Origin of the sequence: Pseudoalteromonas sp. T1lg48, assembly GCF_002964785.1 — a bacterium.
Taxonomy (GTDB): domain Bacteria; phylum Pseudomonadota; class Gammaproteobacteria; order Enterobacterales; family Alteromonadaceae; genus Pseudoalteromonas.
The window spans coordinates 336,896-352,253 of record NZ_PQCC01000004.1 but is presented as its reverse complement, the minus strand read 5'-3'; the positions used below and the strand labels follow the sequence as shown (position 1 = coordinate 352,253).

The window sequence follows — 15,358 nt, the reverse complement described above, 5'->3', positions numbered from 1 at the left end:
TATCAAGTTGCATAGTTGCCCTGTGAGTTAAATTTTCCGAGTTTTTAGAGTGAAAAAAAAGGACTTAACGGGATTCATAATTACTTGTTAATAAACATTATAAAACAATGGGTTATGAGCTACTAATAAATTTACCTATTGCAATAAGTAATAATAACTGGTGAAATGTTAGCAACCTAATTTCAATAAGCTACAAAGTCCGTTGCAATCGATAAAACGTTGGCGTGACAGCGCGCTGATATTAACAACTATTACCATAGTTGGATTAGTTAGTTATCTTGTCGGTCAGTATCGATTGGCCGTGCGTTTGCCTCAGCTAGAATCTGTACTCACCACCTCTTTTAGCTGTAATACTCTGAGCGCCGGTAATAAAACCACCTTAACTCTGTTTGCTCCCAGTCAAGCGTTGGCGAGTGAACTGGCACAGCAATTATGTGCCAATGAGGTGGTATCAAAACAATACGGCGAAGTTTTTGCCTACTGGAGCGGTTCGTCTCAATATGAGGTTAATTTTCTTGGCAAAGGGTTAGCGCACCTGATTCTGGCCAAGGATAATATGATCCATGCCTTCGATGCTCGTAACACCTATGGCTATACGCCGTTGATCGGTTACCCCAGTTATACCGCTTATTTTATTGCCAGTCATGAAAAGCCGAGGCTAGACAAGGCGTATTTTCTTGATAAGCGTATCGGTCTTATCGACTATCCCACCAGTCGCTCGGGGCACATTATTCCTAAACAGATCTTTAAGGACCTGGACCTAAATCTCGATAGTCTGGATATTACCTTTGTTAATTCCCACAGTGCACTGCGTGATAAGCTCGCTCAGGGCGAGTTGGATATTATTTCTTCCTACTGGCAGCAATCGGATCATCAGCGTTTTTCCGAGAACTACATCACCGCCATTGGCAGTAATATCAGCGGTAGCCATTGGTATCTTAAACGAGCGGCGGATAACCCGGACCTTGCCTGCGCTATTCAAACCACACTGATGACCCTGGCACAAGCACGCACCTCCAGCTACTTCAACGGTGCTAAACCCTATTGGCAATGCCAACAAGGCGGCGGCCAATACATAGGAGCAGGGCTATGAGTACTCGACGCTTAGTGGTGTCGCTTTTGCGCAGGCGCTTTGCTAATCGTAGCTTTAATGCGCAAAAGGCGATCACCTTGTTCGCCCTCGGCACCTTAATTATCAGCATGCTTGCCTATTATTTAGGTGCGCTTGGCAGTTGGCAGCAAAGTCAGGCACAAGCTTTAGCTCAGTTAAAAACGCGTATCGCCTTAGACAGTACGCACATTGGTCTGGCCTACCCTTTATTGGAGGTACCGGCCGATATTGAACGAACGAAGGCCTACATCGAGGAACTCAATACTCATTTGACTGCTCAGGGTTACCCCTTGCAGTTGCAACAAATAGGCACCACCACGATAACGAGTAAGGTGGCGCAACAGCGCCTGTTGTTGCAGCGTCCCGGCGCCGGCGAATTGACCATTGGCTATTCATTGACGCCCATGCCACTGTATGGCGGAGTGAGCGCCTTACCGCTGCTGCTTAGCATATTTGCGGCCCTGTTCATTTGGCCCTGGTTTAAGGCAATGGAAGAGAAGTTGCAGATATTGGCGGAAGCGCCCGAGCCCCTAGTTGAGAAAAAGAGTCTGCTGCTCGACCTGGCCGACAAAAGCATTCGTTATGGCGAGCATGGCGAACGTGTGACGTTGGCAAATAAGCCCCTGTGTTTCTATCTGGCGCTGCTGGAATTTGCCGTTGAGCACCCGACGGTGACCCTAAATCAAAATAAAGACGTGCCGGCTGAGCTATTGGACTTGGCCCACAAGTATTTTTCACGCCTAATTGAATTGGGCCATACCATCCGTAAGCGGCCAAACTTCAGCAATAGCCTGGAAAAGACCTTAAGCGAAATCCGCGCTGCGTTAGATGAGGTATTCGCCGAGGACGTGGAGCAAAAAGACGCTTACTTTCCGCCCAAAGCCCACGGCGAAGGTTCGCGTTCACGGGTTCATCACTATGGGCTTAGTATTGATGATGTCTCGGCCTTTGACGTTATCGGCAAGTAAGAGCTGCGGGCACCTTAATGGCTTCAAGCGGGCTGTGCTGTTGCACATAGGCGCTTAGAATACTGGCATCCGCATCGCCACTGTCGACAAAGCGGGGGTCGTTATTCAATCTTGGATAACCATCACCGCCGGCGGCATTATAACTGTTAATGCTCATACGGTAGGTCTTTTCTGCCTTAATTTTCTCACCGTTAATACGCACCGACGTTAATGTACCGGCGTCGCAAATGGCAGTGACGTTATTAAAATGAGCATAAGCGCCTGAGTCAGCCGGGTAGGCCGCCACCTTGCGAATATAGGCCAATGCTTCTTTGCCGTTAAAGTCGATGTAACCAATGCGATTCTTAAACGGATGTACGCGCAGAATGTCCTTGTAGTTAATCTCCCCTGCGGCAATGGAATCACGAATCCCACCGCCACTGATCACCGCAAAGTCGGCGTTTACGTGCCGTTTTTGTGCCTCGGTGACTAATTGTGCCAGGTTGGTGGGCATAAAGCGCACCTTGTTGCGATCACCTTCAAGGCGTACGTCTGAGTGCCCCAGGGTTACGCTGAGTTTTTTCTGGCCTTTGGCCTGATAGGGAGTAAGAAAGTTAACCATGTTTTTATCGGGCTCAATATAGTTGCCAACCCACTGGTTTTGCTTATCTTTTAGATTTACCGGATGAAGTTGGTAGCTAAGTAACGTGATTTGCTCATCGTCGATGGCAAAGCGGGCCTCCCCCACATACTTACCCCACTCGTGGGCTTGCATAATCCAGATGCCATTTTGCTGATCCGGTCGACAGGGCATGCCAGGGCGATAATCTTCTACGGCAACATTGGCCTCTTGCATACACACAGGCTCTTGTGAGTGGCCGCCAATGATCATGTCAATGGCGCCTGGGGGAAGTTGTCGTGCTAAGGTGACATCGCCAGAAGCATTAATGCCATGCTCGGCATTGGTGTAATGACCCATATGGGTGACGGCGATAATCACATCCGCTTGCTGACGCTGCATATCGGTCAAAATGGCCTTAGTCGCTGCGGCAGGGTCGATAAAGTCGAATGCACCGATAAAATCCGGGTTGGCGATCTTCGCAGTGTCGGTGGTGGTGAGACCTAATACAGCAATTTTGAGCCCCCGCTTATTCAGCACTACATAGGGCTGATAGGCATGAACGCCATCGGCTTTGTCTAATATGTTGGCACTTAAGAGCGGAAAATCAGCCCATTTTTGTTGTTTCTCTAAAACCGAGAGGGGGTTGTCGAACTCATGGTTACCTATGGCCATGGCATCATAGCCCAACATACTCATGGCCTTAAAGTCCGGCTCGGCCTGTTGCAGATCGGACTCGGGTATGCCGGTATTGATATCGCCCCCGGAGAGCAGGATCACCGCATCATTACGCGCGTTTGCTTTGGCGCGTAACTCTGTTAACAGCGTGGCACGGGCGGCCATGCCGTATTCGCCCTGGGCATTAGGCCAAAAGCGGCCATGATGGTCATTGGTATGCAACACAGTGAGGTATTGTGTGTTGATAGGGGCTTTTGGCGCGACATCCATGTTGCCTGATTGTGTGCAAGCGCCAAGCAAAAAGGCGGAAAATAAAAACAAAAGGCGCACGATACGCTCTCCTTGAACGAAATTGTGCGCCGATCTTAATGCAGTTTTATGAAGATTTCATTAGCGCAAATGGCTAATTAGGTTATTTACTCTAGCTTTTTACCCTGATGGTGTAAGGCAATCGCTTTTGGGTTTAGTGATTTACGGCATTTGCGCTTTGTTGTACCGCCTGCTCCCGACGCGCTAGTTCGGCCTTGGCGATGTCGGCCTGTTGGTGATTCACGCCTATCATCCAATTAAGGAAACAAGCGGGCACCTGCTTATAAGATTCGCCTTTATGCACACCAAAGTCGCAAATGACATTGTTATTGTTGTTCATGGTCACTGCCCTCCAAGTTGCTGAAATCGTGCGCACCATATTAGGCAATTGCAGCGGCTTTGATAAGTTCAATTTGTTTTATAAATTTAAATTTTATAGCCTTTTGTTATAAGCGATGGAGACAAATGTAACTCGCCTTTACATTTAGGTATCAATTTGTTGTTGTGCTCAGTTAGTCGTGGAGAAAGGAGATTGCTACCGCTAAGGTAGGCAAAAAATATAAACAAGGAACTTTTATGAAATCTTCCATTACTGCACCCACCTTGGCGGGCAGCTTGGCAATCGCCGCCGCGACCTTGGCAACACAGGCCCACGCCACTATTGTTGAGTTTCAAACCTCACAAGGCAGTTTCCAGGTAAACCTTTTTGATCAACAAACGCCGACGACGGTAGCCAACTTTCTTGGTTATGTAGAGCGCGGCGACTACCAGTCGAGCTACATTCACCGCTCGGTCGAAGACTTTATTATCCAAGGCGGCGCCTACAGCTTTGACGAGCAGGCTGAGGTCATTGAAACCCAAGCACCCATCATCAATGAGCCGGTGTATTCCAATGTGGCCGGTACCATCGCCATGGCGAAGCGTAGCGGCAATGTAAATAGCGCGACCAGCCAGTGGTTTTTCAATACAAGCGACAACAGCGCCAATCTGGATCTGCAAAACGGCGGTTTCACCGTGTTTGGTCAGGTCATAGGTGAGGGCATGACCGTGGTCAAGGCCATCAATGCGCTGCAAACCTGTGGCGAGATCCCCATGGTGGACTACAGTGCCGAACAATGTAGCCAGGGCGACGATGCGGTGCGTGCCAACTTAGTGATGATCAACGACATTATTGTTATCGATAACGATCCAAATTCAGCTATTGATCTGAACCCGGTTGAAAATACCTTGATCGACGAAGTGGAGCCGGACTCCGACTCTGGTGCGGCTTGGTGGTTTGCGCCACTGGCCTTGTTGGTGGCGCTACGTCGCCGCACTAAGCGCTAGAAACCACTAAATAAGTTGCCAAACAAGCGTCAGCCACATGGCCAAGACCACTAGGCAGCCTGCTAAAAACGTAAAATAGCGGCTGCGCAGGTGGTTTGTACCCAGGTGGATGACGCTGTGGATCACTCGCGTGACCACAAACAACCAGGCCAAAGCGACAAACGTGTAGCCCGATAGGTTGGTGGCAAGGGCACAGAGCACGGCAACATAAAACAACACCGGGATTTCAAATTGATTGATAAAGTTACGCCCGGCGACTTGCACTTGCTCGGGGGCGTTGCCGAGATCCATGGTGGCAAACTGGCGCATCTGTATTTGTTTTTTGCGTGCTGCGGCAAAGCGGCGGCGTCCCATGATCACCATAACAATCAGAGTTAGTAGCACCTGGGCAAACAGGGCAAAAATAAGCTGGCTGGTCAAAAAAACACTCCTTTTAGTCTGAAATAAGCAAAAACACCAAGTGGTGTAGCATAGTTATTACAATTTCATGGCCGAGAAGCAAACAACCTTTTCATAATCTGTTACAAACTTAGGTGTTTTTTTATTGCATTTTTAACCTTGATTTTTGATCATGAGCGGTAATATTCACTAATAAGATTCAGCATAATGAAGAAAACAATTGTCCTCAGTGCCTTGGCGCTAGCCGTATTGGCTGGTTGCAGTGCCACTTCGACGCCGACTACGGGCGCTCAGCAAGTAGTTCCAGAAACCCTGGTTGTTAGTCCAAACGATAAGCGCATGTATGAGACCCTCAAACTTGATAACGAAATCGAGGTGATCCTGGTGTCCGACCCAAGCGCCGAAAAGTCGGCGGCGGCATTAAGCGTTGGTGTGGGCTTGTTGCACGACCCCATGACGCAGCAGGGCATGGCGCATTATTTAGAACATATGCTGTTTCTAGGTACCGAACGTTACCCTGACACCCAGGGTTACAGCGACTTTATGACCAAAAATGGCGGTGCTCATAATGCCTATACCTGGTTGGACATCACCAACTATATGTTTAAGGTTAATAATGACGCCTACGGCGAAGCTCTGGACCGTTTTAGCGACTTCTTTAAATCACCTAAGCTGTACCCGCAATATACCGATAAAGAGAAAAATGCGGTTAATGCCGAGTGGTCAATGCGCCGCGAAATGGACTTCTTTGGTCAGTTTAAGCTTGCCCGCCAAATGATGGGTGAGCACCCGGCCAACCGTTTCCTTATCGGTAACCTGGAAACCCTGGGCGACAAAGAAGGCAGCTCACTGCATCAGGAAACCGTCGATTTCTATAACACCTATTATTCGTCGAATATTATGAAAGTGGCGATGATCTCGAATCGTCCCCTGAGTGAAATGCGCCAATTGGCCAAGCAGTATTTTGCCGACATTAAAAATAAGGGCATCGAAAAGCCAAGCGTAACCCATGAGCTTAACTACGATAACGTCGGTGGCAAGCGCGTTCATTACAAGCCAAACGAGGACGTCAAACAGCTTAGACTTGAATTCATTATTGAGAATAACCGCGACGATTTTGCCTACAAACCAAACCGTTTCGTTTCGTATCTGTTAAGCAATGAAATGCCAGGCAGCCCAGCGCAGATCCTCCGTGACAAGGGCTGGGTATCGCAGCTTAGCGCCTCCGATGCCTACAATAAATACGGTAACTACGGCGAGCTGAGCATTAACCTTGAGCTGACCGATGCGGGCATGGAAAATCGTGAGGAAATTCTTGCCACCATCATGCGCTATATCGAGCTAATTAAGGCTAATGGTGTTGATGCCAAGTACTTTAGCGAAATTCGCACCTCACTCAATAACCAGTTCCAGTTCCTCGAAAAGAGTGACGAATTCAGTTACGTGTCGGCGCTGACTCAGAGCATGCAGGACTACCCGCTTAATAATGCCATAAACGCCCCTTATTATTACGCCGAGTTTAACGAGCGCGCCATTAATGACGTGCTGGAGCAACTCAATGCCGATACGCTGCGCGTATGGTATGTGTCTAAGGAAGAGCAAACCGACAGCAAGTTACACTTCTACGACGGTGAATATCGCATTGAGGACATCAGTGCCGAAGAGCAGGCCAGTTGGCAGCAACCAAGTCAGTTTGCGCTGGCTCTGCCGAGCGTAAACCGCTTATTGCCAGAAAACTTTGATATTAAAACTGTCAGCGCACAGGCTGAGCAAAAACCAACCCTGAGCTATGATAAAAATGGTATCAAGGTGTGGTTACAACCGAGTCAGTACTTTGCCGAGCAGCCCAAGGGCGTTGTTGAAGTGTATGTGAATAGTCCGCTAGCCCAGCAGGACATCAAGGCCGGTGTGTTGCTAAGCCTATGGGCCGACTTATACAGCCTGTCGCAAGCAGCCTTGTCGACAGAGGCCGCGATAGCCGGTATGGCCGTTAATATGGATCCGGGTAATGGCTTTAGCTTGAGTGTCGGCGGTTTTACCGATAAGCAGCCGGTATTACTGAGCGAGGCATTGGGCAACTTAAAGATCAATGTTGAGCAACAAGCCTTTGCCCAGGCCGTGGACCGTTATACCCGCAGCCTGCAAAATGCTAAGAAGCAATTCCCTTTCTATCAAGCCTTCGGCCTGTACTCCGACCTAGTGCGCTCCGGCAGCCATGATACAGAGCAACTTATCGCCACCGCCAACAGCGTTAGTGTTGAGGATCTCAACGCCCTGATGGATGAGGTGTTAAGCCGCAATAATGTTCGTGTATTTGCCTTTGGTAACTATGATAAAAACAGCGTTGCGGCGATCGCTCAAAGCATTGCCAAGGCCTTGCCTGAGCAACAAAAAGACACCGCCTACACGCGTTCTAAAACCTGGCAGCCTAAGGCCGGTGAGACCTATGTGGTGCAAAAAGACATAGAGGTTGCCGATGTGGCCATTATCGATATGGTTTATCACCCGCAATCGGGCTACGCGCAAAAAGCCGCCGCCGCTGTATTGCAGGGCCATTTCCGTACCGTGGCATTTGATAAGTTGCGTACCGAAGAGCAATTAGCTTATGCCGTTGGTGCCACCGCTCGACCGCTGGAAGACTATGCCGGTATCGGTTTATATATACAAACACCGGTGAAGGACGCTAAAGCAATGCAGGCACGCTTCGATGAATTCAAGGTGCAATATGCCAAGGTGCTATCTGAGCTCGACGAAGCCACCTTTGCCCAGTTAAAGAATGCCTCTTTAGTGGCGCTAAAAGAAAAGCCGAAGAATCTGACCGATGAGCTAGGTCGTTTGATGCCGGATTGGTATCGTGAGCGCTTTGATTTCGACAGCCGTGCCAAGTTGTTGGCCGCCGTCGAGGCACTCACGCTTAAAGACATGCAGGACTTCTATCAGCAGACCATGATGAATCCAGAAGCTGCGCGCTTAAACGTGCAGTTACGTGGTTCCAAGTTTGCCGATAAGCCGTTTGCCGACTTGCCTAAGCAAACAAAAATAGAGTCGGTGGCCGACTTCCACCGCACCGTAAGCTGGCAATAAGCTGATAAAAAAAGGCTCCCTTGGGAGCCTTTTTATTTTCACTTGAATCAGTCCAGCGCAAGGCCGATAAGAGTTCATTCTTAATCGGATGGCAGCTAATTAATCTTACCCCTTAGGCGTTTGAGATAAGAGCATTAATGTCGGTGCTCATCTCGGTCAATGCCTGTTGCCAGGCCTGACTTAAGGCCTTGGCGAGAGCTTCGTATCCATCCTTGGCAAGGGCTTGGCTATGGTAAAAGCGGGCAATCTTCAATACATGCAGTTTTCCCTTGGCATCCACCTTAGACAGTCGCCAGGTGCCCGCTATTTCGGCGTCGTTATTCAGGCCACCATTAAATTGCTCAATATTGACATCGAGTTGGAAAAATGAGGCCTGCAACTGCTCCGCATATACATCCGCCCCTTTGACCACCATCACCTTATCCAGCTGTTGCATCAACTGCGATTGCGCCATGGTTACCAGCAAATGCGCTGGGGCATCAGCCCAAAAATGATAGTTGGCGCTGTAGACCTGATGCTCGGAGCGTTTAAGTACCATGGCGCGATTATTCAGGGTACCGCGTACCGCAATGGGGCTTAGACGCAACAGGTGTTCACTTTGCAGGTGGTCACGGCTAAATAGGGCTTGTTGGTTCGCGTCCTTATTTTGGTTGGCGCCTTGCAACTGATAATGGTGCAAACTTGTGCTGCTACTTGAACACGCACCAAGCAGGGCGCAGGCAGCCAATAATGAAAGTAATCGCGACATTAATCTTTGCTCCTTGGGGTGGGGTCGACGGGCAGCTCCTTATCGAAAATCAACATATTTGGCTGTTCGTTCAGACCTCGGGACAGGGGTTGTAACTCGTCCATCAGACGTTGCACCTGCTGTAATGTGCTTTGCAATTCTTGATACATACCCGAACCAGTTTGGAAGCTGGCCATGGTGATTTCGAATTGCTCCATGCTTTGCTCAAACTGGCGCATACTCTGACTGATGTCGGCCATGTCCTTGCTGATATCGCCGGGCAGGGCGCGAGTCGCAGGTTCATTAATAAAGGTGCGCATATCCGCGGCCAGGGCTTCATAATTCGCCATGGTTTGCTCAAACTGGGACAGGCTTTGCTCGACCTTAAGGTTTTTCACCTTGTTGAGTACATCGTTTAGCTGGTTTGCCAAGGCGGAAATGCCGCTCGATGTGCTTGGGAAAACGGTGTATTCACCGCGTTGAGTAAGCACCGCCGGCTCGGCGTCCGGGTACATATCTAAATCCACATAAACGGCCCCGGTTAACAGGTTGCCTGGCTTGAGCGAGGCTCGTAGGCCCTCGGCCAGCCAGCCGTCGACGCGGGATTGCCAATATTCCCTTGCTTGTTGAGTATCACGATAGAGACGGCCATACTCAATGCGTACCAGCACCGGCACGGCGCTGCTGGTATCACCGAAGTGGGCTGGTGCTCCATCGATAAGCACCTCGGCAGGCACCTGCTCTACGGTGCCGATACGCATGCCCCGGTATTCCACCGGCGCACCTTCGCGCAGGCCGCGGATCGACTGCTCAAATTGGATCAGGTAGTGGTCAAAATCGTAAAAACGTTGCTCTAATGCGGCGCTGTAACTCTCACTGAGGCTGAAGGTATGGCCCTCCTTAACCACGGGCCCTGGCGAGTTGTCCTCGGGGATACCTAAAGAGATGCCGCCTTTGAGTAACTTTGACAGTGAACCGGTTTTTATACTGATACCGTCCGCGTCCAGGTTTACCTCAAGGCCAGATTGCACCCAAAAAATCGTATTAAGGGTAACCAGGTTTTCGTAAGGAGCATTGATAAACACGCCATAGCGCATCAGTTGCTGATCCCAGTCAAATTGGGCAGTTTCAATTTGGCCGATGAGGTAACCTTTAAAGTAGACGCCGGTACCCACATCAAGTACCTCGGCGTTACGGCTGGAGAGCTTATAGCGGGCACCTTTTACATCGTTGCCAATCAGGGCCGGCTCCTCTAACAGGTCAAAGCGATTGACCAGTTTGTCGCTTTCACCGGGGGCAAATTCGATATACACACCCGAGAGCAGGGTGCTAAACCCAGTGACGCCGGTTTCATCGATACGGGGTTTCACCACCCACATTTTGGCATCTTCGCTCAGCAAGGAGTCGTAGTGCTTATCGATTTGGGCACGCACTATGACATGGTCGCGGGAGTTGGCCAGGCGAATTGCATCGACCGTACCTATTTTTACACTGCGTACCTTGATTTCCGTTTTACCGGCGATAATGCCATCGGCATGAGCCATTTTTATATAGATGGTTTGCCCTTTATCTAATTGATATTCAAGCAACATCCATGCACCGACAAACAGCGCCAGCAGGGGGATCAACCAAATGGGTGAAATTCTTGCCGCAGCTTGTATGTATGCAGGTTTAGTCATTAACCACTCCCTTTACCTGTTCAGGGGGATCCCAAATTAATCTTGGGTCGAATGAATGAGCGGCGAGCATTTGACAGATCACCATAGCTCCAAAACACATGGCGCCGAATCCCGGCTCCACAGACATGAGGTTTCCTAGCTGGACCAAGGCCACCAAAAGGGCGACCACAAATACATCGATCATCGACCATTTGCCAATAAACTCGGTAACCTGGTAAAGGCGGGTATAGGTGCTCGAGCGGCTACCCACCTGGCGATAGACGAGTACACACAGGGTCGCTAACACGAGGGCTTTAGCTAAGGGCACCACGACGCTGGCTAAAAAGATAATGGTTGCTATGGGATAAGAGCCCAGCTCCCATAATAAAATGACGCCGCCGATCAGGGTGGACGGCTCCTTGGAGCCTAAAGTCGTGGTGTACATAATGGGTAAGGCATTGGCCGGAATATACAGCAGTACCGAGGTCAGCAGCCAAGCCGCAGCCTTTTGCAGTCCTTTCATGTTGCGAAAGTGCGTGACGCTGTGACATCGGGGACACTGTTTTTCAGGGGTTAACTGGTGACAGACATGGCAGGCCCGTAATTGCGCATCGATGGCGCGAATACCGCTGCTCACGGGGAGTTCCTGATAGGGGCTTATTTGCTGCCACAGACGCTCATTGTTAACTCGGCTCAAGGTGGCGATATAACAGATAACAAAACCCACATAGGCCCAAAAGCTTTGCCCGAAGGACACATCGGCGAGGCTCATAATTTTGACCATGCTGATCAACACGCCCACAAGAAAAATTTCCGACATTACCCATAATTCCAGCGCCATGGTCAGCTTTAAAATGCGTCGCCCCCACTGTTTAGGCAGGCTGCGCAGCAAGCCCATATGCAGTGGTACCAGTAACAACAACATAAGTAGTGGCAGGATAATAATGCTGATATCGATAAATACCCCAAGCAGGGTACTGTCGTAGTTAAATAGCATGCGCCCCGCGTCGGGTAAGGTGATGGTTTGTGTCAGACCGTTACTGGAAAATGAAATAAAGGGATAAAACACCGAGCTGAGTAACAGCATGATGGCGCTCAGGCTTAAGGCGACAACCTGGGAGTCGTTATTTTCGGTGCGCAGATTAATTTGGCTGCGGCAATGCGGGCATTTGGCGACTTGCCCTGGTTCCAAGTCAGGAACATCAACAATGAAATCACAATGTGAGCAGGCTAGACGCATGATTTCCCGAAAATGATAAATTACCACGTATCCGTTAAGAATAGCCGTTTTAGCTTCTTAATCCTAGTAACTTATTGTTACGTAAATGCCGCTAAGTGGTGACTGGCAATGATAAAAATGCTCGGCGTTGGACCTGATGTGTGAGTGGATAAAAATAAGGCGAGAGGGTGGTTGTGCCCATTGTGGATCCGAAAATAGCAGGTCGATGCAAAGCACCGACTCGCTTATGGGTGTATCTTGTCTACGCAAACAAGGCGACGGTTTGCTTACTCTGAGCAATCACATCACCAGACTCTGTGTATAAGGTGGCGTCTTCGTAGGCATAGCCGTTATGGGCCGCGGTGGTGGTAATATCCACCCCCACCCATTGCTCGGTGCCAAGCTCGGGTAAATGCAGGCACTCTACATGCCAGCTCATGCTGCTGGCCGGTGCTGGGACCGGGAAGACCTGCAATTGTGAGGGCGGCCAGCTGTCGATCAGGGCGATCAGGTGGGTCCAATTGTAATTGTGTGTCTGTGCCTTAAAGCGCATCCAGCCGCTCAAATTCGTACTGGTGCTACCGCTGTAGGGCATTCCACCGCTAACTAGGTTTAGATCCACATATTGGAAGAAGTTTGGCATCACACCCTGCACAAAGGGCAGGCAATTCTCGGCGTTCGGCGTTGGTTTTCCCTGCATCCGCGCATAAGGCACCTCGACCACGGAATGCCTGTCTTTAGCAAAAAGGCCCTGCACGGTTAAACATACGTGATTATCTTGTGTAATGGTGGCCGCATATTGACTTGAATTCTTGCCCTCGCGGAGCAAGTTAAAAGACAAGGTAAAGGGCTCATCAGGAGCGAGAGGGCCGACAAATTGGGCGCTGAATGAGCGCAGGGTACGCTCGTCATGGCAATGTAGCAGCATGGACTGTAAGGCAAAGGCACAGGAAAGCCCGCCAAAGGCGGTGCGACCTTGCGTCCATGACTCGGGGAATTGCAGGGTTTGCGTGTCTTTTTCACTGACCAAGGCCATAAGCTGATCAAAAGTCATAATGTGATTCCTTTTCGTTCTTGTCCGACCAGTTTAACGCGTAAACCTTGTTTGTAGAGTGGCCAAAGTGAAAAAAATTTCAAAAAAACGAATTTTTTTTATGGTTCACGCTTGAATTAGCAAAACTGACCCCTATTTAGTAAGCATCAAACAGTTAAACAGATTTTTGAAGTTGGAGAAGATTCATGGGTAAGATTATTGGAATCGACTTAGGTACTACTAACTCTTGTGTTGCAGTACTAGATGGCGACAAGCCGCGCGTAATTGAAAACGCCGAGGGCGATCGCACTACCCCTTCTATCATTGCGTTTACCGAAGACGGTGAAACGCTAGTAGGTCAGCCGGCGAAACGTCAGGCGGTAACAAACCCTACAAACACAGTATTTGCGATCAAACGTCTTATCGGTCGTCGTTTTGAAGACGAGGAAGTACAACGTGATATCGGTATCATGCCGTTCAAAATTGTTAAAGCAGACAATGGCGACGCATGGGTAGAAGTGAAGGGCGAAAAACGCGCTGCACCTCAAATTTCAGCCGAAGTACTGAAAAAGATGAAAAAGACCGCCGAGGATTACCTTGGTGAAGAAGTAACGGGTGCGGTAATCACGGTTCCTGCCTACTTCAACGACTCACAGCGTCAAGCAACTAAAGATGCGGGTCGTATTGCTGGTCTTGATGTTAAACGTATTATCAACGAGCCAACGGCCGCGGCACTTGCTTACGGCATGGACCGTAAACAAGGTGACAACGTAGTTGCAGTATATGACCTAGGTGGTGGTACCTTCGATATCTCAATCATCGAGATTGACGAAGTAGAAGGCGAGCACACCTTTGAAGTACTAGCGACCAATGGTGATACACACCTAGGTGGTGAAGACTTCGATAACCGTGTTATTAACTACCTGGTTGACGAGTTCAAAAAAGAGCAAGGCATCGACCTGCGTACCGACCCGCTAGCCATGCAGCGTGTTAAAGAAGCAGCCGAAAAAGCTAAAATTGAGCTTTCAAGTGCACAGCAAACTGAAGTGAACCTGCCGTACGTTACAGCAGACGCATCAGGTCCTAAGCACATGAACGTGAAACTGACTCGTGCGAAACTTGAGTCACTGGTAGAAGACCTGGTTACTAAGTCTATCGAGCCACTTAAGAAAGCATTGGCCGATGCAGACCTATCTGTAGGCGACGTAAACGACATCATCCTGGTAGGTGGTCAAACACGTATGCCTCTGGTACAGAAGACAGTTGCTGAGTTCTTCGGTAAAGAGCCACGTAAAGACGTGAACCCTGACGAAGCGGTTGCTGTAGGTGCTGCGGTACAAGGTGGCGTACTAGCCGGTGACGTTAAAGACGTACTACTACTAGACGTTATCCCACTGTCTCTAGGTATCGAGACCATGGGTCAGGTTATGACCACGCTAATCGAGAAAAACACGACGATTCCAACGAAGAAGTCGCAAACATTCTCGACTGCTGAAGATAACCAAAATGCAGTAACTATCCACGTGTTACAGGGTGAGCGTAAGCGTTCGGCCGACAACAAGTCACTGGGTCAGTTCAACCTTGAAGGTATTCGTGCGGCGCGCCGTGGTGAACCACAAATCGAAGTTACATTCGATGTTGACGCCGATGGTATCCTACACGTGTCTGCGAAAGACAAGGACACAGGTAAAGAGCAGAAGATCACTATCCAGGCTTCTTCAGGTCTAAGCGACGAAGAAGTAGAAAAAATGGTACGTGACGCCGAAGCGAATGCCGAAGCGGATAAAAAGTTCGAAGAGCTTGTAACTGCTCGTAACCAGGCCGATGCCATGGTTCACGGTACGCGTAAGCAAATCGAAGAAGCCGGTGACGCATTACCTGCAGAAGATAAAGAAGCAATCGAAGCGGCCGTTGCTGAGCTAGAAACAGCAATTAAGGGTGAAAGCAAAGAAGAAATCGATGCGAAAACTCAAGCCCTGATTGAAAAGTCACAGAAGCTAATGGAAATCGCACAAGCGAAAGCCCAACAGCAAGGTGGCGCCGATGCAGGCAGCCAGCAACAAGCTAAGCAAGACGACGACGTTGTTGACGCTGAGTTTGAAGAAGTGAAAGACGACAAGTAATTCACAGCTCACAAGGGGGCGCGCTGGCGAATTCGCTTGACGCGCCCTTAGTGTATGTAGAATTTAGGAAATTGGCACACCCATGCGCGGTGTTACCCAGTTTCGAATTGCAGCCTAGCTGCAAC

At 49.4% G+C, this 15,358-nt stretch carries 12 protein-coding genes; 5 read left to right on the top strand and 7 right to left on the bottom strand.

Going from position 1 to position 15,358, the window contains the following annotated elements; genetic code table 11:
* Nucleotides 1-202 precede the first annotated feature (202 nt).
* Both C2M29_RS07025 and C2M29_RS07020 read left to right on the top strand, forming a co-directional pair.
* Nucleotides 203-1,093 (top strand): phosphate/phosphite/phosphonate ABC transporter substrate-binding protein, encoded by an 891-nt coding sequence (locus C2M29_RS07025; protein ID WP_233998373.1) that lies wholly within the window; start codon nucleotides 203-205, stop codon nucleotides 1,091-1,093.
* Nucleotides 1,090-2,079, top strand: coding sequence for a hypothetical protein (locus tag C2M29_RS07020; RefSeq protein WP_105189076.1), 990 nt, complete (start codon nucleotides 1,090-1,092; stop codon nucleotides 2,077-2,079). The genes C2M29_RS07025 and C2M29_RS07020 overlap by 4 nt, the downstream gene beginning before the upstream one ends.
* Here the strand turns inward: C2M29_RS07020 and ushA are convergent.
* A complete protein-coding gene (gene ushA / locus C2M29_RS07015) occupies nucleotides 2,066-3,685 on the bottom strand; it encodes a bifunctional UDP-sugar hydrolase/5'-nucleotidase UshA (protein ID WP_105189075.1) in 1,620 nt (539 codons plus the stop codon). The two genes, C2M29_RS07020 and ushA, sit on opposite strands and share 14 nt — an antisense overlap.
* A 133-nt stretch (nucleotides 3,686-3,818) precedes the next feature.
* On the bottom strand, nucleotides 3,819-4,004 hold the full coding sequence (locus C2M29_RS07010) for a hypothetical protein (RefSeq protein WP_105189074.1): 186 nt from the start codon (nucleotides 4,002-4,004) through the stop codon (nucleotides 3,819-3,821).
* A gap of 236 nt (nucleotides 4,005-4,240) precedes the next feature.
* Between C2M29_RS07010 and C2M29_RS07005 the strand changes: the two genes are divergently transcribed.
* Nucleotides 4,241-4,990 (top strand): peptidylprolyl isomerase, encoded by a 750-nt coding sequence (locus C2M29_RS07005; protein WP_105189073.1) that lies wholly within the window; start codon nucleotides 4,241-4,243, stop codon nucleotides 4,988-4,990.
* A gap of 6 nt (nucleotides 4,991-4,996) precedes the next feature.
* On the opposite strand, the gene C2M29_RS07000 is transcribed toward C2M29_RS07005, so the two are convergent.
* Complete coding sequence (locus tag C2M29_RS07000) at nucleotides 4,997-5,410, bottom strand: MAPEG family protein (RefSeq protein ID WP_199774867.1); 414 nt, start codon at nucleotides 5,408-5,410, stop codon at nucleotides 4,997-4,999.
* 186 nt (nucleotides 5,411-5,596) lie between these two features.
* Between C2M29_RS07000 and C2M29_RS06995 the strand changes: the two genes are divergently transcribed.
* Complete coding sequence (locus C2M29_RS06995) at nucleotides 5,597-8,473, top strand: insulinase family protein (protein ID WP_105189072.1); 2,877 nt, start codon at nucleotides 5,597-5,599, stop codon at nucleotides 8,471-8,473.
* Nucleotides 8,474-8,585: 112 nt separating this feature from the next.
* On the opposite strand, the gene C2M29_RS06990 is transcribed toward C2M29_RS06995, so the two are convergent.
* The 4 genes from C2M29_RS06990 to C2M29_RS06975 all read right to left on the bottom strand — a co-directional run bounded on the left by C2M29_RS06990 (nucleotide 8,586) and on the right by C2M29_RS06975 (nucleotide 13,131).
* A complete protein-coding gene (locus tag C2M29_RS06990; protein ID WP_105189071.1) occupies nucleotides 8,586-9,221 on the bottom strand; it encodes a PqiC family protein in 636 nt (211 codons plus the stop codon).
* A complete protein-coding gene (gene pqiB / locus C2M29_RS06985) occupies nucleotides 9,221-10,879 on the bottom strand; it encodes an intermembrane transport protein PqiB (RefSeq protein WP_105189070.1) in 1,659 nt (552 codons plus the stop codon). The genes C2M29_RS06990 and pqiB overlap by 1 nt, the downstream gene beginning before the upstream one ends.
* On the bottom strand, nucleotides 10,872-12,098 hold the full coding sequence (locus C2M29_RS06980) for a PqiA/YebS family transporter subunit (RefSeq protein ID WP_105189069.1): 1,227 nt from the start codon (nucleotides 12,096-12,098) through the stop codon (nucleotides 10,872-10,874). The genes pqiB and C2M29_RS06980 overlap by 8 nt, the downstream gene beginning before the upstream one ends.
* A 241-nt stretch (nucleotides 12,099-12,339) precedes the next feature.
* Nucleotides 12,340-13,131 carry a thioesterase family protein gene (locus tag C2M29_RS06975; protein ID WP_105189068.1) on the bottom strand — a complete coding sequence of 264 codons (792 nt, stop codon included), beginning with the start codon at nucleotides 13,129-13,131 and terminating at the stop codon, nucleotides 12,340-12,342.
* Nucleotides 13,132-13,316: 185 nt separating this feature from the next.
* Here C2M29_RS06975 and dnaK point away from each other — a divergent pair, with 185 nt between their 5' ends.
* Nucleotides 13,317-15,233, top strand: coding sequence for a molecular chaperone DnaK (gene dnaK, locus C2M29_RS06970; RefSeq protein ID WP_105189067.1), 1,917 nt, complete (start codon nucleotides 13,317-13,319; stop codon nucleotides 15,231-15,233).
* Nucleotides 15,234-15,358 lie beyond the last annotated feature (125 nt).